23 protein-coding genes are annotated in these 20,303 nt (G+C 31.4%); 10 read left to right on the forward strand and 13 right to left on the reverse strand.

Annotated elements, in window-relative coordinates:
• Nucleotides 1–5 precede the first annotated feature (5 nt).
• A complete protein-coding gene (locus V6246_RS14285; protein WP_341561187.1) occupies nucleotides 6–785 on the forward strand; it encodes an SDR family NAD(P)-dependent oxidoreductase in 780 nt (259 codons plus the stop codon).
• 13 nt (nucleotides 786–798) lie between these two features.
• Here V6246_RS14285 and V6246_RS14290 read toward each other — a convergent pair whose 3' ends face one another.
• The 6 genes from V6246_RS14290 to V6246_RS14315 all read right to left on the reverse strand — a co-directional run bounded on the left by V6246_RS14290 (nucleotide 799) and on the right by V6246_RS14315 (nucleotide 4,917).
• Entirely contained in the window at nucleotides 799–1,470 is a 672-nt protein-coding gene (locus tag V6246_RS14290) for a DUF1361 domain-containing protein (protein WP_341561100.1), read from the reverse strand.
• Entirely contained in the window at nucleotides 1,457–1,843 is a 387-nt protein-coding gene (locus V6246_RS14295) for a ribosomal maturation YjgA family protein (protein WP_341561101.1), read from the reverse strand. Before V6246_RS14295 ends, V6246_RS14290 begins: the two co-directional genes overlap by 14 nt.
• 381 nt (nucleotides 1,844–2,224) lie before the next feature.
• Nucleotides 2,225–3,601: a cell envelope integrity protein CreD gene (gene creD, locus V6246_RS14300; protein ID WP_341561103.1), complete on the reverse strand. Its 1,377-nt coding sequence runs from the start codon at nucleotides 3,599–3,601 to the stop codon at nucleotides 2,225–2,227.
• A gap of 77 nt (nucleotides 3,602–3,678) precedes the next feature.
• A complete protein-coding gene (locus V6246_RS14305) occupies nucleotides 3,679–3,972 on the reverse strand; it encodes a winged helix-turn-helix domain-containing protein (protein WP_042499358.1) in 294 nt (97 codons plus the stop codon).
• A 4-nt stretch (nucleotides 3,973–3,976) separates the two neighbouring features.
• On the reverse strand, nucleotides 3,977–4,312 hold the full coding sequence (locus tag V6246_RS14310; protein ID WP_341561104.1) for a hypothetical protein: 336 nt from the start codon (nucleotides 4,310–4,312) through the stop codon (nucleotides 3,977–3,979).
• The gene (locus V6246_RS14315) at nucleotides 4,309–4,917 is read right to left on the reverse strand and encodes a hypothetical protein (RefSeq protein ID WP_341561105.1); all 609 of its coding nucleotides are present in this window, start codon (nucleotides 4,915–4,917) and stop codon (nucleotides 4,309–4,311) included. The genes V6246_RS14310 and V6246_RS14315 overlap by 4 nt, the downstream gene beginning before the upstream one ends.
• Before the next feature lie 88 nt (nucleotides 4,918–5,005).
• On the opposite strand from V6246_RS14315, the gene V6246_RS14320 reads away from it, so the two are divergent.
• Nucleotides 5,006–5,386: a DUF1801 domain-containing protein gene (locus V6246_RS14320; protein ID WP_341561106.1), complete on the forward strand. Its 381-nt coding sequence runs from the start codon at nucleotides 5,006–5,008 to the stop codon at nucleotides 5,384–5,386.
• Nucleotides 5,387–5,625: 239 nt separating this feature from the next.
• Here V6246_RS14320 and V6246_RS14325 read toward each other — a convergent pair whose 3' ends face one another.
• From V6246_RS14325 to V6246_RS14335, 3 genes are read right to left on the reverse strand one after another with little or no spacing between them, the layout of a single operon-like run.
• The gene (locus tag V6246_RS14325; RefSeq protein ID WP_341561107.1) at nucleotides 5,626–6,480 is read right to left on the reverse strand and encodes a hypothetical protein; all 855 of its coding nucleotides are present in this window, start codon (nucleotides 6,478–6,480) and stop codon (nucleotides 5,626–5,628) included.
• A 21-nt stretch (nucleotides 6,481–6,501) separates the two neighbouring features.
• Entirely contained in the window at nucleotides 6,502–7,320 is an 819-nt protein-coding gene (gene kdsA, locus V6246_RS14330; protein ID WP_159018226.1) for a 3-deoxy-8-phosphooctulonate synthase, read from the reverse strand.
• Between the two features lie 32 nt (nucleotides 7,321–7,352).
• Nucleotides 7,353–7,712, reverse strand: a complete 360-nt coding sequence (locus tag V6246_RS14335; protein WP_341561109.1) for a hypothetical protein — start codon at nucleotides 7,710–7,712, stop codon at nucleotides 7,353–7,355.
• A 156-nt stretch (nucleotides 7,713–7,868) separates the two neighbouring features.
• Here V6246_RS14335 and typA point away from each other — a divergent pair, with 156 nt between their 5' ends.
• From typA to V6246_RS14365, 6 genes are all read left to right on the forward strand, one after another.
• Nucleotides 7,869–9,668, forward strand: a complete 1,800-nt coding sequence (gene typA, locus V6246_RS14340) for a translational GTPase TypA (RefSeq protein ID WP_341561110.1) — start codon at nucleotides 7,869–7,871, stop codon at nucleotides 9,666–9,668.
• A gap of 5 nt (nucleotides 9,669–9,673) precedes the next feature.
• Nucleotides 9,674–9,907, forward strand: a complete 234-nt coding sequence (locus tag V6246_RS14345) for a uroporphyrinogen decarboxylase (RefSeq protein ID WP_341561112.1) — start codon at nucleotides 9,674–9,676, stop codon at nucleotides 9,905–9,907.
• 130 nt (nucleotides 9,908–10,037) lie between these two features.
• The gene (locus tag V6246_RS14350) at nucleotides 10,038–11,354 is read left to right on the forward strand and encodes an O-antigen translocase (RefSeq protein WP_341561114.1); all 1,317 of its coding nucleotides are present in this window, start codon (nucleotides 10,038–10,040) and stop codon (nucleotides 11,352–11,354) included.
• Between the two features lie 42 nt (nucleotides 11,355–11,396).
• Nucleotides 11,397–12,377 carry a GNAT family N-acetyltransferase gene (locus V6246_RS14355; RefSeq protein ID WP_341561115.1) on the forward strand — a complete coding sequence of 327 codons (981 nt, stop codon included), beginning with the start codon at nucleotides 11,397–11,399 and terminating at the stop codon, nucleotides 12,375–12,377.
• Nucleotides 12,374–13,474: a DegT/DnrJ/EryC1/StrS family aminotransferase gene (locus tag V6246_RS14360; RefSeq protein ID WP_341561117.1), complete on the forward strand. Its 1,101-nt coding sequence runs from the start codon at nucleotides 12,374–12,376 to the stop codon at nucleotides 13,472–13,474. The genes V6246_RS14355 and V6246_RS14360 overlap by 4 nt, the downstream gene beginning before the upstream one ends.
• Nucleotides 13,474–14,955: an oligosaccharide flippase family protein gene (locus tag V6246_RS14365; protein ID WP_341561118.1), complete on the forward strand. Its 1,482-nt coding sequence runs from the start codon at nucleotides 13,474–13,476 to the stop codon at nucleotides 14,953–14,955. The genes V6246_RS14360 and V6246_RS14365 overlap by 1 nt, the downstream gene beginning before the upstream one ends.
• Before the next feature lie 24 nt (nucleotides 14,956–14,979).
• Here V6246_RS14365 and V6246_RS14370 read toward each other — a convergent pair whose 3' ends face one another.
• Nucleotides 14,980–16,122 carry a glycosyltransferase gene (locus V6246_RS14370; protein WP_341561119.1) on the reverse strand — a complete coding sequence of 381 codons (1,143 nt, stop codon included), beginning with the start codon at nucleotides 16,120–16,122 and terminating at the stop codon, nucleotides 14,980–14,982.
• Nucleotides 16,123–16,162: 40 nt separating this feature from the next.
• On the opposite strand from V6246_RS14370, the gene V6246_RS14375 reads away from it, so the two are divergent.
• Both V6246_RS14375 and V6246_RS14380 read left to right on the forward strand, forming a co-directional pair.
• Complete coding sequence (locus V6246_RS14375) at nucleotides 16,163–17,254, forward strand: glycosyltransferase (protein ID WP_341561120.1); 1,092 nt, start codon at nucleotides 16,163–16,165, stop codon at nucleotides 17,252–17,254.
• A 14-nt stretch (nucleotides 17,255–17,268) separates the two neighbouring features.
• A complete protein-coding gene (locus V6246_RS14380) occupies nucleotides 17,269–17,664 on the forward strand; it encodes a sugar 3,4-ketoisomerase (RefSeq protein WP_341561122.1) in 396 nt (131 codons plus the stop codon).
• Between the two features lie 6 nt (nucleotides 17,665–17,670).
• On the opposite strand, the gene V6246_RS14385 is transcribed toward V6246_RS14380, so the two are convergent.
• From V6246_RS14385 to V6246_RS14395, 3 genes are read right to left on the reverse strand one after another with little or no spacing between them, the layout of a single operon-like run.
• The gene (locus V6246_RS14385; RefSeq protein ID WP_341561123.1) at nucleotides 17,671–18,615 is read right to left on the reverse strand and encodes a glycosyltransferase family 2 protein; all 945 of its coding nucleotides are present in this window, start codon (nucleotides 18,613–18,615) and stop codon (nucleotides 17,671–17,673) included.
• Nucleotides 18,616–19,509: a glycosyltransferase family 2 protein gene (locus V6246_RS14390; RefSeq protein ID WP_341561124.1), complete on the reverse strand. Its 894-nt coding sequence runs from the start codon at nucleotides 19,507–19,509 to the stop codon at nucleotides 18,616–18,618.
• 2 nt (nucleotides 19,510–19,511) lie between these two features.
• On the reverse strand, nucleotides 19,512–20,195 hold the full coding sequence (locus V6246_RS14395) for a cell division ATP-binding protein FtsE (RefSeq protein ID WP_159018211.1): 684 nt from the start codon (nucleotides 20,193–20,195) through the stop codon (nucleotides 19,512–19,514).
• Between the last annotated feature and the right edge of the window lie 108 nt (nucleotides 20,196–20,303).

A 20,303-nucleotide genomic window follows, 5' to 3' on the forward strand; every position in this document is an offset into this window, starting at 1 on the left:
ACATTATTAAAACAGCATTAGTAACAGGAGCAGCCTCAGGATTGGGTTATGAGTTAACTTTATTATTAGCAAAAGACGCGTATAAGTTAATACTAGTCGATATTGATTCAGCTAAATTAGCCGATGTGCAAACCGAAGTAGAAACCCAGTTTAATGTTGAGGTTATAACCCTAATTAAGGATTTGAGTTTACCCAACATCTCTCAAGATATTATTAATGATATTGGAGATGCACCTATAGATGTGCTAATAAATAACGCTGGTTTTGGTTTGTTCGGTACCTTTGCCGAAACCAATTGGGAACGCGAATCCGCGATGCTAAATGTACACGTTATTACTACTACGCATTTAACAAAGTTGGTGCTCGAAGGCATGGTAAAACGTGGCTCGGGTAAAATTTTAAATATGGCTTCTTTAGCAGCTTTTCAGCCAGGGCCTTTAATGTCTATTTACTATGCTTCAAAAAGCTATATGCTATCTTTTTCCGAAGCTATTGCAAACGAGTTAAAAGGCACGGGAGTAAGTGTAACTGCGCTTTGTCCTGGACCTACAAAAACTGCGTTTCAAGAAACCGTTTCCGAAGATGCTAACGATAATAAAATCACATTCAACATGGCATGTGCAAAGGAGGTTGCGCTTTACGGTTACAAAGCCATGTTAAAAGGAAAAAGCTATGCTATACCTGGCCGTTTTAATAAGTTTTTAGCTGTTATTCCAAGGTTTATTACACGTAATGCTGCTACATCTATTGTTAGAAAACTTCAGGCTAAAAATAGAGCAGAATAAAGTTTTTTTATTCTTAATCCATATTTTTAGATTCCATATTTATATTGGTAAATATCCAGTATCCTAAAGAGAAAAAAGCACCAAATAATAAAGTAAAAAGCCAAACTTCCTTGTTTCCTAATGGCTGTACAATCATGTTTATTATGTCAATAAATAAAACTTTTGGGTTGGTTAAAATCTCCCAAGAGTTATAGCGTAGAAAGCGACCTAAATACACGCCAAATGCGGATATAAAAAATACAAATGTCAAAATGAAACTAGTCTTTCTTTTGTTTAAGAACTTTAATAAAACAGTTTTCATGTCGGTAACCGAAAAATAGAAAAGCATCATACCATCAAAAGCAAAGGCAGAAATTAATAAAATATCTAACCAAAATATATGTGGTTCGTTATATCTCAAATGCCACATATCGGTCAATATATAAGGCGCATTCGGAAGGAAAAGCAACCATATACCAAACGCTAAAAGCAGTGTTATTTTTTTAAGCTTGGGGATACTTACTAAATAAATTGTGATAGCATATGGAATGGCTGCTAAGAATAGGTTCCAAACTAAAAAAAGGTAGTTGTAGGAGTGCGCGAGTTTCATTCTAATCATAAGTAAAATTAGAGTAGAACCTATTGAAACGCTTAATAGCGCTAGAGATTTATAGCGATAAGATATAAGGTTGTTAATGTAATTCATGAGGTTTAGAGTTTAATTGTTCTATTATTAAAACGGTAATAATACCAAAGGTATAAGCCACTAAATCGCCCACTTGAAACGTACTGCCTAATATGACGGTTAGTAGTTTGTGGTCTTCTAGGTTTAATAATTTTAATAGATTGAAGTATTGAGCAAATTCTATTAAAAAAGCAAAAACTAATACGCCGGCGCCCAGTTTAAAATGATCTATTTTTAAGAAGCTTTTAAAAAAACAGTAAAGTAAAATTACCGATAGAAAATCTCCGACCGTATAGCGTATAAAACCTGTTTTGAGGTAAACAGCAATTAGTATTTCGGTTAATAAAAAGAGGACTGCTAAGACTAAGCAGGTTTTGTTGAGTTTGTATGTCATTTTGTTAAATTCTAATATGACTAAAGGAAATTATGATATAAAAGTATAAAATAGCTATTGGTATGTTTAGTAGAATGATGCCACAGGTTTTTAAGTTTTGGTATCTATCGGTTTCATTAATCAGAAGGGTTAGAAGGTTGGATGCAAGTAGTATTGAATTTAAGACAACAGCTACTATTATGAATTTAAAACCAACTATCGTTGGTATAAAAGTCTCTCCGAAATAAAGAAAAAAAGAAAAGAGCGTAGTGCCAATAATAAAACTAAGAATAGCAACCGCTCTTCCTATGTTAGAAATGCTGTACATAATTTTCGTTTTGTATTAATAATTGAAATAGAAAAAGCGTTACTCCTTTTTTTTAGAAGTAACGCTTCATTGAATTACCCGTTATTCCAATCTATTTTTCTCGATACGTACATCACGATAGTAAGTATTAAAAATAGACCAACACTACCAACAAGAAGTGCATAGTTTTCTAATTGAATAATAACATAAATAAAGGCGTATAATGCGGACAACGATAAGCCAATAAATAGAGGGAACTTTAATGTTTTAAGTATAGATTTTGAGTACAAAGTAATTAACACAATAACGGAACTTCCAGCTATTAAATAAGCTTTTAGAAAATTACTATGCTCAGATATAGAAACTAGTAAAGTGTAAAACATAATGAGAGCCAACCCAATCATTAAGTACTGAAATGGATGAATATTAATTTTACTCAAGGTTTGTATTAAAAAGAATATTAAAAAGGTAAGACCTATGACTAGGAAACCATATTTGGCAGATCGTTCACTTTTTTGATACTCATCTACCATGACCATAAATTTAGTCCCGAATGCAAATTTGTTAAGGTTTGGTATTTTATTTAAATGTTGTTGAGAAAAAGCACGGTTGATGTGAAGTACTTTCCATTCAGCATTAAAGCTATCTTTTGTTATTGTTTTAGTTTCATCGTTAGGTAGGTAATTACCAATAAAACTTGGGTCGGCCCAATTAGAAGCCATTTTCATGGTAGTCGTTTTTCCGATAGGAATAAGTTCTATTTGCTTGCTACCATTAAATGCCATAGATAAACTAAACGGTGCATTGTTTTTACTCGATAAATCTGTTGGATTTATAAAACCAGATTCTAGCACATCTAAGTAGTCACTGTTTTGTGTTGAGTTTTCATTAAAGTTTGTTTGAAAAGAGTAGGTGTTTTGATTTAGTTTTAAAAGCATTTCACTTTTGATACCTTTTAGGTTAGAGGTTTTTAAAATCACGGTGGCCTTATCCCAAATTATATCTTCATCTTTAATGCCTTTAGAAGTTAAGTCGGTTGGGATATAATGTCCAGAAAAATCCATGGTTGTTGTAAATACAGCCGATTCAAAATTACCACGGTTTAAAGTTTTAGAATCTACATTTACATCTGCATTTAAAGATTCAGGGAAAATGTATGCGTTTTTTATATGCGTTTCTACTTCAGTGAAAAAGGTTTTTGTTTTTTCGTTATACGTTTTTGTTTCTATATATGTTTTGTATGGAATCTTTAAAATAGGACCGTAAACAAGCACATTTTCGCCCCACTTTTCGTTAATCTCGTTTACTACATCACTTTGCCTATAGGCGCGTTCGGTAATTAAGGTGTTAATAAAAGATAGAGGTATGAGTAAGATAATGACTAAAAAACCTACCATAAGCATTCTTGCTGTGATTGATGTTTTTACCCAATTTCCGAATTTGTTTTGCTGTGGTTTGTTTGTGTTTTCCATAACGATAATTTAAAGTACTTTGAATTTCAAAGTAAAAGATTAAAAAAAAGATTTTGTTGTTTTCGTGAGACTAAAGTCTAGCTTTTATTAATTAATTTTTCGAGTGCATTAATGTGTTTTTTAAACTCGGCACGACCTAAATCGGTGGTGGAGTAGCGGGTGTTCGGTTTGCGGCCTATAAATTGTTTTTCAACCTTTATATATTCAACTTTTTCTAGAGCTTTGGCATGGCTAGCAATGTTGCCATCGGTAGCGCCTAAAAGTTCTTTTAGCATATTAAAATCGGCAAATTCGTTCACCATTAAAATAGACATAATACCTAGCCTAATTCTATGATCGAATGCTTTATTTATATTGGTTATTATGCTCATAGATCTAAGCCTGTTTGCTTTTTGATTTGATTATTTCGTTGTCATTAATGGTTTTAATTTTACCAAAAAGAAACGTTACTGCAAATGCAAAAGCACCAATAAATAATGAAAATGGAATTAAAACAATAGCACCTTCTTTTATAGTTTTACGCTTCGCGCCTTGAGCTGTAATATTTTGAGATTCTAATGTGAGTTCTTCTTTATCTATAACACCATTTTTATTGACGTCGTAAAGTGCAAACTCTTGCTCGTAACTTTCATTAGAATAATATAAGTATGCCAATCCGAGGCCGTAAATAATAACCGAAGTCATTATTGCAATTATGATTGCTTTATTCATTTTGTATCGTATTTAAAGTGCATAATACTACCGTATATTATGTGCATTACTCCAAAGCCTAAAACCCAAAGCCAAAACCCATAACCAGGTAGTAGCGTGGCAATTAAACCTAAAACTATTTCTATATAACCTAAGTAGCGAATATCGCCAATACTATATTTTGATGCGTTTACTAGTGCTAAGCCATAAAAAATAAGCATTAAGCCTCCTGTTTGTCCGTATTTGCCATTGCTTAAAATAATTAGGATGTATAAACCGCCTGCAATTAACGGAATTAAAAAATTAATTACTAATCGTTTTGATGTGGCGTCCCACATTTTTGCTCCTGTTTTTTTTGCTTTTTTTGCTGAAAGTATATAGCCTGTTAGCGCACTAAAACCAGCAACTAGCGCTAAAATAAGCATAACCATTCTAAAAATTTTGCCATCTAGAATTAATGTACCATAGCTATATTGGTTAACAAGCCAATAGGCTGCTGCTGCACCAATAAGGGCATATGTTCCTGCTAAAATTCCAGATAAACCACTTAAGGAAATAAATCGGGAAGACTTATTCATTAAATCTTTAATATCCGATATGTCTTTTAAATAATCTTTTGGCTCCATGTAAAAGTACTTTGAATTGCAAAGTAAATAAATATTTCTGAATTTTCGACTACTTATTTTTATTAAATTTGAAAATAAACTTTTTAATGTGAATCCGATAGATAATTATTTTTTAAGTCAGAAAGAACCTTATCAGGCGATTATGTTATTTGTACGAAGCGTAATTTTGAATACATTACCTGAGGTAGAAGAGCGTTATAGTTATAAAATTCCGTTTTATAATTGCCATAAAAAGCCTATGATTTATCTGAATATTTTAAAAGGAACGAATTATGTTGATGTGGCTTTTGTGCAAGGTGTTTTGCTAGAAAAAGAATTTCCTATTTTGAAAAATGATAATAAACGAAAGCAAGTGCGCTCCATTCAATTAAAAACTTTGGAAGATTTGGATTATGATGTTTTTGTTGAATTACTGCACGCAGCCTCGAAGTTATTAAGCGAAAGTAAACGCGCTTGGTTTATTAATTGATGCTTTTGGGGTAGTCTTTAATTTGCAAATAGGCTAGCTCATTCTGTTTGTATTATGCTTAACTGGTAAGTGCGGGAGCGATAGTAGCGGCATCCTTTTTGTAAAATAAAAATGCCATAAACCTCAGTTTTAACTATGGTTTATGGCATGTAAATACTTTTAATGTATGGCTATAACTTTACAAAAAGATATAGCGGATAGCGCGGTTTTTATTTTTCTTAAAAACCCGCCCAAATATTTTAAATTCTAAAAATACCTCCGAAAGAAACAATGCGTTGCAAGTAAGTGAAATGTTGCGATGCGCGATCGGCTGGGTCTGGTGTGGTGCGGATATTTGGCATATTTATGTAACCACCTTTTATGTCGAGTTGCATAAAAAAGTGCTTAAAAAAAGTGAAATTAATACCTGCTCGTGCCGAAACACCATAGCCTGCTAGGTGAAACTCGTCGTTTCTTTCTTTTATTAATAGTGTGCTGTTTGTTTTTGGTAACAAAAAACCACCGCCTATACCTTCGGTTAAATTTATTTGAAATTTATCGGTATTTGGTAGGTTAAATAATGCCGAAATATCGTCGTGTCTAGCAATTTCTGTGTAGATATAATTTAATCCATCGGTATGCTCGAAACCTAGAAAATCTTCTGGTAAAAAGGTAGCCTCGTTGTTGTATATACCGTTAAATTTTGACCCTTCTTCCGTGGTTGGTAAATCGATATAACCACTTAAAGTTCGGGTTTTTTCGTTTTCCATAACGTATTTCATATGGTCTAAGCCAAGAGAAATGGAATATTTATCTGAAATGAAATACCCCATTTTGAAATTGGTTTGTGGTATCGTCATTCTAGTTGGGTTTATATAATCTAAGTGCCAACCTTTAGGCTTATCGCGCGCCGTGGCATCTTTTATGGTGAAATTATAATTGTCTCCTTCAAAATGAATATCCGATTTACTAAAGGAATCTCTATTGCCACCCCAGCTTACAAAGAATTTTCCTTTGCTTGATGCGGTGTATTTTACAGCGTTGGTGTCTTGGGCAAAAGCGCTGAAATTAATAATACTTAAAAAAAGCACTATTAGGTGTAGGTTTGATTTCATTATTATTTGGTTTAACTCGTTTTACAGAGCTTGTATTGTTTTTCTTATTTTAACGAGGTTGCTTAGTAAGTTTTCTAGGTTATCTAGGTGAAGCATATTGGCACCATCACTTTTAGCATTTGCTGGATCGAAATGCGTTTCGATGAATAAACCATCTACGTTGTTTACAATACCTGCGCGTGCAATGGTTTCTATCATATCTGGGCGACCACCTGTAACGCCTGCAGATTGATTGGGTTGCTGTAGAGAATGTGTAACATCTAAAACGGTTGGTGCAAATTGACGCATGGTTGGAATGCCACGGAAATCTACAATCATGTCTTGGTAGCCAAACATGGTACCACGATCTGTAATCCAAGCTTTATCGCTACCAGCATCTTTTACTTTTTGCACAGCATGTTTCATGGCCTCCGGACTCATAAATTGTCCTTTTTTAAGGTTAACTACTTTACCTGTTTTTGCAGCAGCCACAACTAAGTCGGTTTGGCGTACTAAAAAAGCAGGAATTTGTAGCACATCTACATATTGTGCGGCTAAAGCAGCATCGGATATTTCATGAATATCGGTTACAGTTGGTACATCGAAAGTTTCTGATACTTTTGCTAAAATTTCTAGTGCTTTCTCGTCGCCAATGCCCGTAAAGCTATCAATTCTACTACGGTTTGCTTTTTTAAAACTACCTTTAAATATGTAAGGAATTTCTAGTTTATTAGTAATGGTAATTACTTTTTCGGCAATACGCATAGCCATATCTTCGCCTTCTATAGCGCAAGGGCCACAAAGAAGAAAGAAATTGTTTGAATTAGCGTGCTTTATTTTTGGAATATCTTGAAGTATCATCGACTTAAATTTAGGCGACAAAGATAATCAAATTAAAAACGACTTCTAAGGCTGTTTTTTATTATCCACATGGCCATTATAAAGTTTGTAACCACAAATAATCCGGCAGTAAGCATTACACTATTTGAATTAAAGGCTAAATGACTGAAATCGATAATTTTAGACAAGTAAGCAATAATTAAATAGGATGATAAACACACGAATGTGATGCCTAGGGCGAAATTTAATTTTTTATTAGGCTTTATTATTTGCCATAAAAAAGGAATTCCGAAGAGTAAAATAGGGTATGCCGTTAAACCTTCGGTACGGTTAATTGTAGTGAACCAATACGCGGCAATGGCAATAAAATATAGGTAAGGGATGCTTTTAGTGATTCTATTAATTATGTACATAGCAATTTGTTTTTGATGTTTATTTTGAGAGAATATTTCTTATAAAAATAACGAAAACAGACGTTTAAAATTATATTTGATTTTAATTATAACAAATTTTTAACTATATATGAAAATAACCCGTACCTTTGCAGGCTTAAAATAAGGCACTATAATATGGCTACTATTAAAAACATTGCAATTATTGCACACGTTGACCACGGTAAAACTACGTTGGTTGATAAAATTATGTATCACTGTCAATTGTTTCGTGAAAACGAAAACACAGGTGATCTAATTCTTGATAATAACGATTTAGAGCGTGAAAGAGGTATTACAATTACTTCTAAGAACGTTTCGGTTGTATATAAAGGCACAAAAATCAATATAATTGATACACCTGGTCACGCCGATTTCGGAGGTGAAGTAGAGCGTGTATTAAATATGGCTGATGGTGTTGTATTATTAGTTGATGCATTTGAAGGGCCAATGCCACAAACTCGTTTTGTATTACAAAAAGCTATCGATTTAGGTTTAAAACCATGTGTGGTTGTAAACAAAGTTGATAAAGAAAACTGTACTCCTGATGAAGTACATGAAAAAGTTTTCGATTTAATGTTTGAACTAGGTGCTGAAGAATGGCAGTTAGATTTTCCAACAGTTTACGGTTCGGCTAAGAATAACTGGATGAGTGATGATTGGAGAAATGAAACTGATAACATTGAGCCATTATTAGATATGGTTATCGAGCATGTTCCTACTCCTGTATTTCCAGAGGGAACAACTCAAATGTTAATTACATCTTTAGATTTCTCTTCTTTTACAGGTCGTATCGCGATTGGTAGAGTGCAAAGAGGAAACATTGTAGAAGGACAACAAATCGCTTTAGTAAAAAGAGACGGTACTATTACAAAAAGTAAAATTAAAGAAGTATTTATATTCGAAGGTTTAGGACGTAAACGTGTAGAGAGCGTTCAAACTGGTGATATTTGTGCTCTTGTTGGTGTAGAAGGTTTTGAAATTGGAGATACTGTTTCTGATTTAGAAAATCCTGAAGGATTAAAATCTATTGCTATCGATGAGCCTACAATGAGTATGTTGTTTACTATTAACGATTCTCCTTTCTTCGGAAAAGATGGAAAGTATGTAACATCTCGTCATATCAAAGATCGTTTAGAAAAAGAATTAGAGAAAAACTTAGCACTTAAACTAGGTGAAACTGGTAGTGCAGATAAATTCATGGTTTTTGGTCGTGGTGTATTACACTTATCGGTTTTAATTGAAACTATGCGTCGTGAAGGTTACGAGCTTCAAATTGGACAACCACAAGTAATCATTAGAGAAATCGATGGTGTTAAATGTGAGCCAATTGAAGAGTTAACTATTGACCTTCCTGAAACTGTTTCTGGTAGAGCTGTAGAGTTTGTAACTTTACGTAAAGGTGAAATGTTAAGTATGGAAGCTAAAGGAGATCGTATGGTTTGCGAATTCTTAATTCCTTCTCGTGGTATTATTGGTTTACGTAACCAATTATTAACTGCAACTGCTGGTGAGGCTATTATGGCACACCGTTTTAAAGAATACCAACCATTAAAAGGTGCTATTCCAGGACGTATTTCAGGATCTTTAGTGTCTATGGAAAACGGAACAGCAATTCCTTATTCTATTGATAAATTACAAGATAGAGGTAAGTTTTTCGTAGAGCCAGGTGAGAATATATATGAAGGCCAAGTAATTGGTGAAAACTCTCGTCAGGATGATATGAATATCAACATTACTAAAGCTAAAAAGCAAAGTAATGTACGTTCTTCTGGAGCAGATGATAAAGCGAAAATTGTACCAGCAATTAAATTCTCTTTAGAAGAAGCTTTAGAATACATACAAAAAGATGAGTACGTTGAAGTAACACCAAACCACTTACGTTTACGTAAAATTTGGTTAAATGAAGCGGACCGTAAGAGAAATAAATCTATATAACATAAATGGAATTCTTAGGAATTTCAATTACAGATTGGGTAGGGTATGCCGCTATGGCTATCGTTTTAATATCCTTTTTAATGTCATCTGTAAATAAATTACGAATAGTAAACTCCGCAGGGTGTTTACTATTCGTGTTTTATGGCATTATGTTATCTCCATTGTCAAAGCCCATTGTTATTACAAATGGCGCTATAATTTGTGTTAATTTATTTTACTTACTAAAAGCTAAAAAATAATATTGTATTAGTGCTTAGCGAATTACTATGGTAAATTAAATGATTTTGTATATTTGAAATGTTTTGCAAGAATATCTAGGATAAATAAGCGTTAATACTTCAAAATATAACACCACAAAATTCATATTAATTGAAGAAATTAATAGATTACATTAAAAAGCATGTTTTAATTAAATTAATGTCGTTGAAAACGGTGTTGGTGCTTGTTAAAATTCTTGCAGGTATTTTAACCTCTAAAGCTATTGCTTTAATAATTGGTCCTGTAGGTTTTGCTTTAATAGGTAATTTAGAAAATTTTGTAAGTGCGTTTCATAATATTTCCGTTTTAGGTTCTTACAATACGGTTGTAAAATATGTAGCACTATATAAAGAAGATACAAAGTCGTTAAGTAAAACACTTTCTACCGTGTTTTATGTAGGGTTTGTTAGCACGGTTATAGTTTCTATGTTGTGTTATTTAAATGCCGAAACTATCAATGATTTTATATTTCCGAAGTACAATAACTACGCATATATTATTCAAATATTTGCAATAGCATTACCTTTTTATGCTATAAACATGTATTCCTTTTCTATCATGAGTGGTTTTGATAAGTACAAGGGTATGTGCCAAATAAACATAATAGGTCAGATTTTAAGTGTATCTATTGCCTTAGTTTTAATTTACCAAAGTAAAATTGATGGTGCGTTAATATCTGTAGTAATATCAGAATCTTTAATATTTTTAATCACACTAGTCGGTATTTTCAATAGGCGTAGTTTGGCCCACCTTGTTCAAGTAAAAAATATAAGTTTTGATGTTTTTAGAAAAATGTGGCCTATATCGATTATGGCGTTGTTTTCAGCTGTTCTTATGCCACTTGTAGCTATTTGCATTAGATCTTATATCATTGAAGGTTTAGGTTATAAAGAAGCCGGTTTATGGGAAGCCATGAACAGAGTGTCTAGGTATTATTTAATGTTTGTCACTTCTATAGTCGGGATGTCTATTTTACCTCGATTATCTAAAATTAATAATGTAAAAAAATTCCGAAAAGAGATTTCTAGTTACTACAAAATATTAGTTCCTATTTTGATTGTCGGCTTTTTAGTAATTTATGCATTAAAATCGCCTATCATAAGTCTTGTTTTTACCAATGAGTTTAGGCTAGTGGAAGATTTGTTTTTATGGCAGTTATTGGGAGATTTTGTTAGAATTCTTGCTGTTATAATAGCCTATCAATTTTTAGCGAAAAAAATGTTTTGGCATTATATTTTAACCGAACTTTTTCTAGTTGTAATATTATATATTACAAGTGTATATTTTATAGGTATATTCGATGGTGTAAAAGGTGCTGTATTCGCACATTTTGTTAGTTATCTTATGTATTTTGGCATTGTTATTCTTTTGTTATGGAGTTCTTTATTTGGTTTAGACTCTAATGATATTTCTTTAAGAAAAAAATAAATAACTAATAACCTATGTAAATCTTAAGGATATAATTTTCTAATGAACGATATTCATATTGTTAGGTATAACGTCTCAAATTATAGAGCATGGAATCAATTTGTAGCTAAAGCAAAAAATGCTACTTTTTTATTCCAAAGAGATTTTATGGATTATCATAACAATCGGTTTCAAGATTTTTCTTTACTTGTTTACAAAAAAAATAAACTGATAGCTGTATTGCCTGCTAATGCGTTGGGTGATGAAATTTATTCCCATCAAGGCTTAACCTATGGTGGTTTAATTTTGCAAAAGGAAATTAAATTTGAAAAGGTACTGGCGATATTTACAGAACTTCTAAAGTATTTGAGTTTAGCGGGATTTAAAAGTCTTGTTTTAAAACAAATACCAGTTATATATACCTCTGTTTTTACTGAAGAAATAGGCTATTTAATGTTTATTTTGAAAGCCGAATTATTTAGAAAAGACACATTGTCGGTTATTGATTTAAAGGATAGTCCATTACAAATTTCGAGTAATCGATTAGAAGGTTATAGACGAGGAATTAAACATGATTTAGTGGTTAAAGAAGATGACGATTTCGAGTTGTTTTGGAATTCGATTCTTATTAAAAACTTAAAAGATAAACACAATGCTAAACCTGTACATAGTTTATCTGAAATAGGACTATTGAAAAAGCGTTTCCCGAATAATATTAGGCAATTTAATGTGTATGATGACGACCAAATTGTTGCAGGAACCACCGTTTTTGAAACTGAATTTGTAGCGCACTCTCAGTATATATCAGGAAATGAAAATAAAAGTAAACAGGGAAGTTTAGATTTTTTGCATCATCATTTAATCAAAGATGTGTTTAAAGAGAAAAAGTATTTTGATTTTGGTACATCAAATGAAAATAATGGTTTGCATGTCAACAAAGGCCTCCTGTTCTGGAAAGAAGGCTTTGGAGCTAGAACGGTTACCCAAAATTTTTATAAAGTAAGTGTTAATAATTATCCGTTACTTAATAATGTGTTTATATGATTAAGTTTTTAGATTTAAAATTAATTAATAAGAATTTTGAAAAAGAATTCAAAGCACGATTTGACGCATTTTTAAATTCAGGACAATACATTTTAGGTGAAGAAGTTTTAAAGTTTGAAGAGCAATTTGCTGCCTATTGTGGAGTAAAGCATTGTATAGGTGTTAGCTCCGGTCTTGATGCACTTCAACTTATTTTTGAAGCGTATAAAGTGCTAGGTAAATTAAAAGAAGGAGATGAAGTTATAGTGCCAGCAAACACATATATAGCAACCATTTTGGCTATTTCAAATACCAGGTTAGTGCCAGTTTTGGTAGAGCCTGATATCCATACTTATAATATAGATGTAAGCAAAATAGAGTCTGCTATTACAGAGAAAACAAAAGCTGTTTTGGGTGTGCATCTATACGGGCAACTGTGTAATGTAGAACGTTTGGAAGAAGTTTGTAAAATAAATAATTTATTATTAATTGAAGATGCAGCGCAAGCACATGGAGCGCGATATGCAGATGGTAGAAGAGCTGGAAATGTTTCTGATGCCAGTGCTTTTAGTTTTTATCCCACAAAAAATCTAGGTGCTTTAGGAGATGCCGGAGCGGTAACTACCAATAATTTGGAATTAGCTGAAGCTATATTCAAACTTAGAAACTATGGTAGAACATCAACATATAAAAATGATATTAAAGGTTTTAATTGTAGGTTAGATGAGTTGCAAGCCACATTTTTAAGTGTTAAGCTGAAACATTTAGATAGTGATAATTTAAAGCGAAATGAACTGGCTAACTTGTACTTAAACAACATCAATAATTCTAAAATTACTTTACCTTATTTTTCAGGTGAAAAAGATCATGTTTTTCATCAATTTGTTATTCGGTGTGAGGAAAGGGATCATTTGAAAGACCATCTTTTTCAAAATGGAATTGAATCGTTTATTCATTATCCTATACCAACACATAAGCAAATGGCTTATAAAGAACTTGGCGGTGATAAATATGCTGTAACTGAAAAAATTCATGATGAAGTTTTAAGTTTACCTATAAACCTAGCATTAACCCAAGATGATATTTTTAATATAATAGATACTATTAATAAGTTTTAATGGACGGTGAAAAGAAAGAATATAAGCTGATTATTAAGTCGTTCTCGTTATTGGGAAGTGCGCAAGTACTTGGCTTAATTATAACTTTAATTCGATCTAAGGCTATAGCGTTATTTTTAGGGCCAAAGGGAATAGCAATTGCAGGGTTGTTTAACACAACGTTAGAATTGTTTTCTACGGTCACTAGTTTAGGGATAGATAAAAGTGGGGTAAAAGAGATTTCATTTATCAATGCAGCTAAAAATGAAGATGCAAAAATTGAAATTATTACGCTTATAGAAAGGCTTGGTTGGTACACCGGTGTTTTTGGAAGTGTGCTGATGATTGTTTTTTCAAAATTATTAAGTGAACTTGTTTTTAATTCTGTAGACTATACTTATGCTTTTGTTTGGCTTTCGTTTGCTTTGTTATTCAAGCAGTTAGGTTATATTAATTTTGCCGTATTGCAAGGTATAAGGGTTATTTCTAGTTTAGCAAGGGCAAATGTGTATGGTAGTGCAATTGGTTTAATTATTTCTGTGCCTCTTTATTATTTTTTAGAATTAAAAGCGATTGTACCGGTAATTATTGTTTCGAATATTATTGTTTTTTTTGTTTCCAGAGTTTATCTCAATAAAGTCAGTCAGAGAGGGAGACTTCTCCCTTTTAAGTTTATGTGGGATTTGCATGCAGGAAAAGAGATTATTCGGTTAGGTGTTTTATTAAATTTTACCAGTATTGTTTCGATTATAACGACTTATGCTTTTCAAGTTTATCTTACTAACATAACTACGCTAGAAATAGTTGGTTTTTATTTAGTGGGGGTTGCTATTCTAAATTATTGCGTTAATATCGTTTTTAATGCTATGAGTATGGATTATTATCCTCGTTTGGCAGCGATTCATAAAGATAATACGGCACTAAGAAAAGTGGTTGAGCAACAGGCCTTAATCTCTATGTTAGTTATTACTCCTATTATTGTTTTTTTTATAGCTTTGGCTCCTTTTGTTATTAAGGTTTTATATTCATCTAAATTTCTAGATGTTATAGTGTTTGTTAAATGGAGTATTTTAGGTATGTTGTTTAAAGCTGTATCGTGGTGTATTAGCTACGTGTTCATAGCTAAGGGAGATTCTAAGGTTTTTTTAAGAACAAATGTGATTTTTAATATGATATTATTAACTTCAAATATTTTAGGTTTTAAAATTCTTGGTTTAAACGGGGTAGGTATTGCTTTTTTTGTATATCATATTATTTACTTCATTTCTGTATTTATAATAGCGAGTTTTAGGTATGAGTTTTATTTTGAAAAAGAATTTTATACGTTTTTGTTTATATCATTTGGTCTATGTATTTCGGTATTCATGTTTTCAAATTTATTAAATCCTATTTTAAAATATGTATTGATGGGAGTTACGGTACTAATTTCAATTGTATTTACAGTATATCAGATCAATAAGAAAATAGATATCAAGGAGGCTTTTCAGAAGTTTAGAAAATGATCGGGTTTTAGTGATACCTTGTGCTTATACGTTTTTTAGCATCGTGCTGTAATGTTTTGCTATTTTAATATAGTCGTGTTCTTTTTCTATAAATTTTCTTGCATTTTTAGAGATTTCAATAATTTTTTCAGGATTTAAAATAAGCCATTCCAGTTTTTTTGCAATTTCAAGAGCATTTGGTTTTGCATTTATTAATACGGTATCTTCTTCTTGTTTATAATATTTAAGCCAATTAGTTTCGGCTCCAGAGAAAACAACTTTACCCTTAGCCATTGCTTCAAGAGCATTATAACCTTGATCATAAGAATATACTTGGTCTAGTAAAATATGAGCAGTATTATATTTTTGGATATAGGTTTCGTATGGTAAACTTATTGACGTTATTACTTCTATTTTATGGGTGTATTTTTCTTGAATTATCCTAATGGCATTTTCAAAAATATCATTTCCTTTTTTGTAATAGTTAGCTTTATTTATACCATGAAAAATTATTATTTTATCGGTAATTATTGGTTTAATATAGTCTAGCAAATGTATTCTTACAGGAAACGGAATGAGTTGTGTTGCTTTTGAGTGATTTTGATAGGCTTGAAAGTAATCAAAATCTGCTGGAATTACAGCGCAAATGTGTTTAAAAACATAATCATGATGTTTTTTAGCTGCTTTGGTAGTATAGACCCACGAATATTTATAGCTTTTTTTTAGTTCCTTATTCTTAAAGAAAGGTGTAAGTACATGGTATTTTAAACGATTTTTTAGTAATGAATTAATAAAAATATAATCATCACCACATGCAGATAAAAACACCTTTTGATTGTTTTTAAATATAAAATTCAGAACTATTTTTTCTAATATAGGTACTTTGGTGATAGGTTGCTCATTAATTAAAAATACGGTATCAAAGCCTTTAAGTTTTGATCTATGGATTAGAAACTTTAAAAAAACCTCAAAAACAGCAATGTCTTTTTTGAAAACTTTATGAAAAGCTACTCTGATGAATTTAGGGAGTTTTTTAATAAAGAAAGATGGTTCAAAAGATATGTCTACGGGGTAGTCTTTAAAGCTATCCTTTCTTCCTGCAAGAGTAACATCATGGTTTAATTTAAGTAGACCTGCTTTTAAAGAATTGAAGAACCCGCTATATTCACCTAGTAATAAAATTTTCATAAATAGCTGTATATTTGGGTGAAGGTAAATTATAAACTTGATGAGTCAAAATTTGGATAAAAAAATATGTATTTTGGTTGATGCATTGTCTATTGGAGGTGCAGAAAAAGCGGCTTCGGTTTTATCGAGACTACTTTCAGAAGAGGGCTATCAAGTTGCATTAGTCTCATTAAGAGATGAAATTACATATAATTTTAGTGGAAAATTATTTAATCTAGGGAAGGAACATTCAAAATTTAAAATTGTAAAACAAATTCAAAAATTATCACGGTTATATTTTGCCATAGATAATATTGAACCAGATTATATTATAGATTTTCGAATGCGGGATAGATGGTTTATGGAGCTAATGATTTATTTTTTTATTTTTAGACGGTATAAAGGTAAATTAATATATAGAATAAATAGTTTTAATATAGATTGGCATTTACCAAAAGGAAGTTTTTTTAGGAAAATTTACGGTAAGGAAACATTAGTAGCTGTTTCTTCAGATATAAAAAACAAATTAGAAGAAGACTATGGCTTTAATAATGTTAACTATATACCCAATACGGTTAGATTTGATAAGGAGATAAAAGAAGATGAAGTTGAGTTAGATAATAATTATGTTTTGGCTGTAGGAAGCCTTAGGAATGAGACAAAACAGTTTGATAAATTAATAGATGTATTCTCAAAATCATCTTTAATAAAAAAAGGTTATTTATTGTATATACTTGGCGATGGAGAAGATAGAGGTTTACTGCAAACCCAAATTTCTACGTTAGATTTAGATGAAAACATTAAGCTTTTGGGTTATAAAAAAGACATTCAGGCCTACATGAAAAAATCTAAGTATTTAGTTGTTTGTAGTAAAGTAGAGGGGTTTCCAAATGTTATTTTAGAAGCTTTAAACTTAAATACGCCTGTAATTTCTTTTGATTGTAAATCTGGGCCTAACGAAATGATTATTCATAATGAAAATGGTTTACTTGTAAAAAACCAAAATTTTGATGCATTACAATTAGGAATGGAAAAATTAATTGAAGACGTTGTATTATATTCGAAATGTAAATCTCAAACCGATATAACGTTAAATAAGTTTAAACCTAATACAGTATTGAGTATGTGGAAACAACTTTTTGTATCAAAATAAAGAAGAAGTTAATAATGGATATAAAGATTATAGAAATACCGAAAATTGAGGATTATAGAGGTAATATTTCTGTTGTTGAGAAAGATGTGATTCCATATGATGTAAAGCGGGTATATTATTTATATGATATTCCGTCAGGTTCAGTACGAGGTGGACATGCACATAAAGAGCAGTTAGAGTTTTTAATAGCTTTAAGTGGTAGTTTTGATGTTGTATTAAATGACGGGATTAATAAAACTGTAGTAAGTTTGAATAGGCCTAATAAAGGTCTTTTGATTCCAACAGGAATCTGGAGAGAGCTAGAAAACTTTTCTTCAGGGGCGGTTTGTTTAGTCTTGGCTTCAGATGTTTTTGAAGAAAGTGATTATATCAGAGGTTTTGCTGATTTTATAGAATATAAAAAGGGATAGTCAATGTTAACTAAAAGATGTTAATCTAATTTTAAATTTTAAAAGTATTTTTTTTAAATACTTAATAAACATTAAAAACGGCCTTGGGCTTTTTAAAAGGATTTTTTGTCTTAGAGAAAGGTTTTTAAAGTCAATTTGTTTCGTTAAAGTTTTAAATTTTATTCTGTTTTTTTCAAGTTTATACTGGCTAGCATAAAAATATCGGTAAAAATCTAGATATTTTTTTAAAGACAAATTTTTCGGATTGCTTTTTTCATACTTATCTAAATCTGGAAGTGTTTTTTTGTTTACACCTCCTTTTGTTATTTGGTTAGGGATGTTGCAATTTATAATAGCTAGCGGGGTATAAGAATATACTAAGTCATAATTGATAAAACATTTTAAGTAAAAGTCAATGTCTTCTCCCAAAGTTATAGTTTCGTCGAATAAAATATGATTCGATATTTCTTTTTTAAAAGCAATACTACTTTGGCAAACAATATGTTGAAATGTATTGGTTATAAAGAAATCATTAATTAGAATATTAGTGTTTTTCAGTTTGTAATCTATATTTTTTTTAGTTTCCTGAATATTTGTGTCGGAATATTTTTCGAGATAATCTGTTCCGTAAAATGAAGCTTTGGGATAAGCGGAGTATAATTCATGAATGCATTCTAAAAATGATGTATTCCATAAATCATCAGCATCGATTAACGTTACAATTTCTCCTTTAGCCGATGAGATTCCGCGATTCCTTGATGCAGATAAGCCTTGGTTTTCTTGATTTAAGAGTGTTGCGTTTTTAAAGTTTTTGAGAGTTATTTGTGCCTGTGCTTTACTATCGTCTGTACTACCATCATTAACAACAATAATCTCAAAATCTGTAAAAGTTTGATTGAGAACACTTTTTATAGTGTCTGCAATAAAATCTTCTTTGTTGTATAATGGTATTATTACAGAAAAAAACGGCATTTAATTGGTGTCTAGATAACAAAGATAGCTTAATCTGTATATATCAAATAAGTAAAGCGAAGGTTTTTTAGAAAGTAAATGGCGTTCAAAACTAGATCTAAAAGTCGTAAAGATAGACGCTAATGCATAATGTAGTTTTGCTTTTTTTAATAGAAAAAACACTTTGGTTATTAATGTATAATTATTAGGGATTAAACCTTGATTTAAAAACAAGTAAATGGCATCTACAGATTCTAAAGATTTTTTTAAAAACATACGGCTTTCCTCTAGTCCTAAGTGATAAGTAGGGTTTTGTATATGCTTAACGTTAATGTTGTTTGTTTTTAAATGAAATGAAAACAAGGTGTCTTCATGCCTTAAATTAGGGATATCCTCATCAAAAGAAACCGTTTTGAAAACATTTTTTTTTATTAAAAAGTTTAAGGTTAAAAAGCTTAAATAAGGTTTTTTGTTTCTTTTATCGGTAGAAAGGGCCTCTCGTTTTTTCCCATAGAACCAACGCAGTAACTCTGAGTCCATTGGTTTTTCTTCGGTATATAAAATGCCGCCATTTATAACTTGAGAGGTTTTAGTTATGTGTTTTAAATAAGAAGCAATAAAATCATCGCTTTTTGGTAAAACATCGGCGTCTAAAAATAATACCCATTCAAATTTTGCTTCTTTTGCTAATAGATTACGTATAGCACTTCTTCCTATGTTTTTTTCTAGAATTTTATAGGTTGTGTTTTCGAGGTTCTCTATTTTTTTGTTTTCGGTAATAATTTCATTATTTACAGAACCATCATCGTAACACAAAATTTCAAAAGGCACGTTCAGTGCTTTTATTTGCTGGTGTACTGTTTCTACAAGTAAAGTAATGTTATAGTTAAATGTTGGTATCAGTATAGATAGCATAATTAACCCTTACGTTGTACCACCTCGTAAACCGCATTCTCATCACATTTAAGTGTTTTGCTGGGGTATTTTAAAAGTAAAGCGTAATCGTGCGTTGCCATTAAAATAGTGTTACCATTTTTATTAATGTCTTGTAAAACTTCCATAACCTCAATACTGGTTTGCGGATCTAAATTACCGGTAGGCTCATCGGCCAAAATAAGCTCAGGGTTATTAAGTAAAGCGCGAGCAATAGCAACACGTTGTTGCTCGCCACCAGAAAGCTCATGCGGATATTTAAATCCTTTAGTTTTCATGTCTACTTTATTCAAAACCTCTTCAACACGAGTATTCATTTCAGCTTTCACTTTCCATCCCGTAGCTTTTAAAACAAATATCAAGTTGTCGTTTATAGTTCTATCCGGAAGCAATTTAAAATCCTGAAAAACCACACCTAATTTTCGGCGTAAAAACGGAATTTCCTTTTCTTTTAAAGTTTTTAAGTTGAAGTCAACAATGTGTCCTTCACCTTTGGTAAGTGGTAAATCGCCATAAAGTGTTTTCATGAAACTACTTTTTCCGGTACCGGTTTTACCAATTAAATACACAAATTCCCCTTTGTTAATTTCGACATTAACATCAGAAAGCACTAAACTTTCTCCCTGAAAAATAGACGCGTTTTTTAATTCTAAAATGGCATTCGACATAAAAGCAGATTTTTAAAGTGCTGTAAATGTATTATTAAAAACTGAAAAGTTGAAAGTTAAGCACGAAAAATTTGAGACACGTTTTTACCAACGAACTTTAATTTTAAT

Origin of the sequence: Algibacter sp. TI.3.09, assembly GCF_038154905.1 — a bacterium.
GTDB lineage: Bacteria > Bacteroidota > Bacteroidia > Flavobacteriales > Flavobacteriaceae > Algibacter.

Bases quoted from the DNA above. Each gene is read 5' to 3' on its own strand.
- V6246_RS14295 (WP_341561101.1), bottom strand. From the start codon at position 1,843: ATGACATACAAACTCAACAAAACCTGCTTAGTCTTAGCAGTCCTCTTT.
- creD (WP_341561103.1), bottom strand. From the start codon at position 3,601: ATGGAAAACACAAACAAACCACAGCAAAACAAATTCGGAAATTGGGTA.
- V6246_RS14345 (WP_341561112.1), top strand. From the start codon at position 9,674: ATGGAATTCTTAGGAATTTCAATTACAGATTGGGTAGGGTATGCCGCT.
- V6246_RS14395 (WP_159018211.1), bottom strand. From the start codon at position 20,195: ATGTCGAATGCCATTTTAGAATTAAAAAACGCGTCTATTTTTCAGGGA.
- V6246_RS14365 (WP_341561118.1), top strand. From the start codon at position 13,474: ATGGACGGTGAAAAGAAAGAATATAAGCTGATTATTAAGTCGTTCTCG.
- V6246_RS14380 (WP_341561122.1), top strand. From the start codon at position 17,269: ATGGATATAAAGATTATAGAAATACCGAAAATTGAGGATTATAGAGGT.
- typA (WP_341561110.1), top strand. From the start codon at position 7,869: ATGGCTACTATTAAAAACATTGCAATTATTGCACACGTTGACCACGGT.
- kdsA (WP_159018226.1), bottom strand. From the start codon at position 7,320: ATGATACTTCAAGATATTCCAAAAATAAAGCACGCTAATTCAAACAAT.
- V6246_RS14355 (WP_341561115.1), top strand. From the start codon at position 11,397: ATGAACGATATTCATATTGTTAGGTATAACGTCTCAAATTATAGAGCA.
- V6246_RS14390 (WP_341561124.1), bottom strand. From the start codon at position 19,509: ATGCTATCTATACTGATACCAACATTTAACTATAACATTACTTTACTT.
- V6246_RS14335 (WP_341561109.1), bottom strand. From the start codon at position 7,712: ATGTACATAATTAATAGAATCACTAAAAGCATCCCTTACCTATATTTT.
- V6246_RS14375 (WP_341561120.1), top strand. From the start codon at position 16,163: ATGAGTCAAAATTTGGATAAAAAAATATGTATTTTGGTTGATGCATTG.
- V6246_RS14315 (WP_341561105.1), bottom strand. From the start codon at position 4,917: ATGGAGCCAAAAGATTATTTAAAAGACATATCGGATATTAAAGATTTA.
- V6246_RS14310 (WP_341561104.1), bottom strand. From the start codon at position 4,312: ATGAATAAAGCAATCATAATTGCAATAATGACTTCGGTTATTATTTAC.
- V6246_RS14325 (WP_341561107.1), bottom strand. From the start codon at position 6,480: ATGAAATCAAACCTACACCTAATAGTGCTTTTTTTAAGTATTATTAAT.
- V6246_RS14385 (WP_341561123.1), bottom strand. From the start codon at position 18,615: ATGCCGTTTTTTTCTGTAATAATACCATTATACAACAAAGAAGATTTT.
- V6246_RS14305 (WP_042499358.1), bottom strand. From the start codon at position 3,972: ATGAGCATAATAACCAATATAAATAAAGCATTCGATCATAGAATTAGG.
- V6246_RS14360 (WP_341561117.1), top strand. From the start codon at position 12,374: ATGATTAAGTTTTTAGATTTAAAATTAATTAATAAGAATTTTGAAAAA.
- V6246_RS14290 (WP_341561100.1), bottom strand. From the start codon at position 1,470: ATGAATTACATTAACAACCTTATATCTTATCGCTATAAATCTCTAGCG.
- V6246_RS14370 (WP_341561119.1), bottom strand. From the start codon at position 16,122: ATGAAAATTTTATTACTAGGTGAATATAGCGGGTTCTTCAATTCTTTA.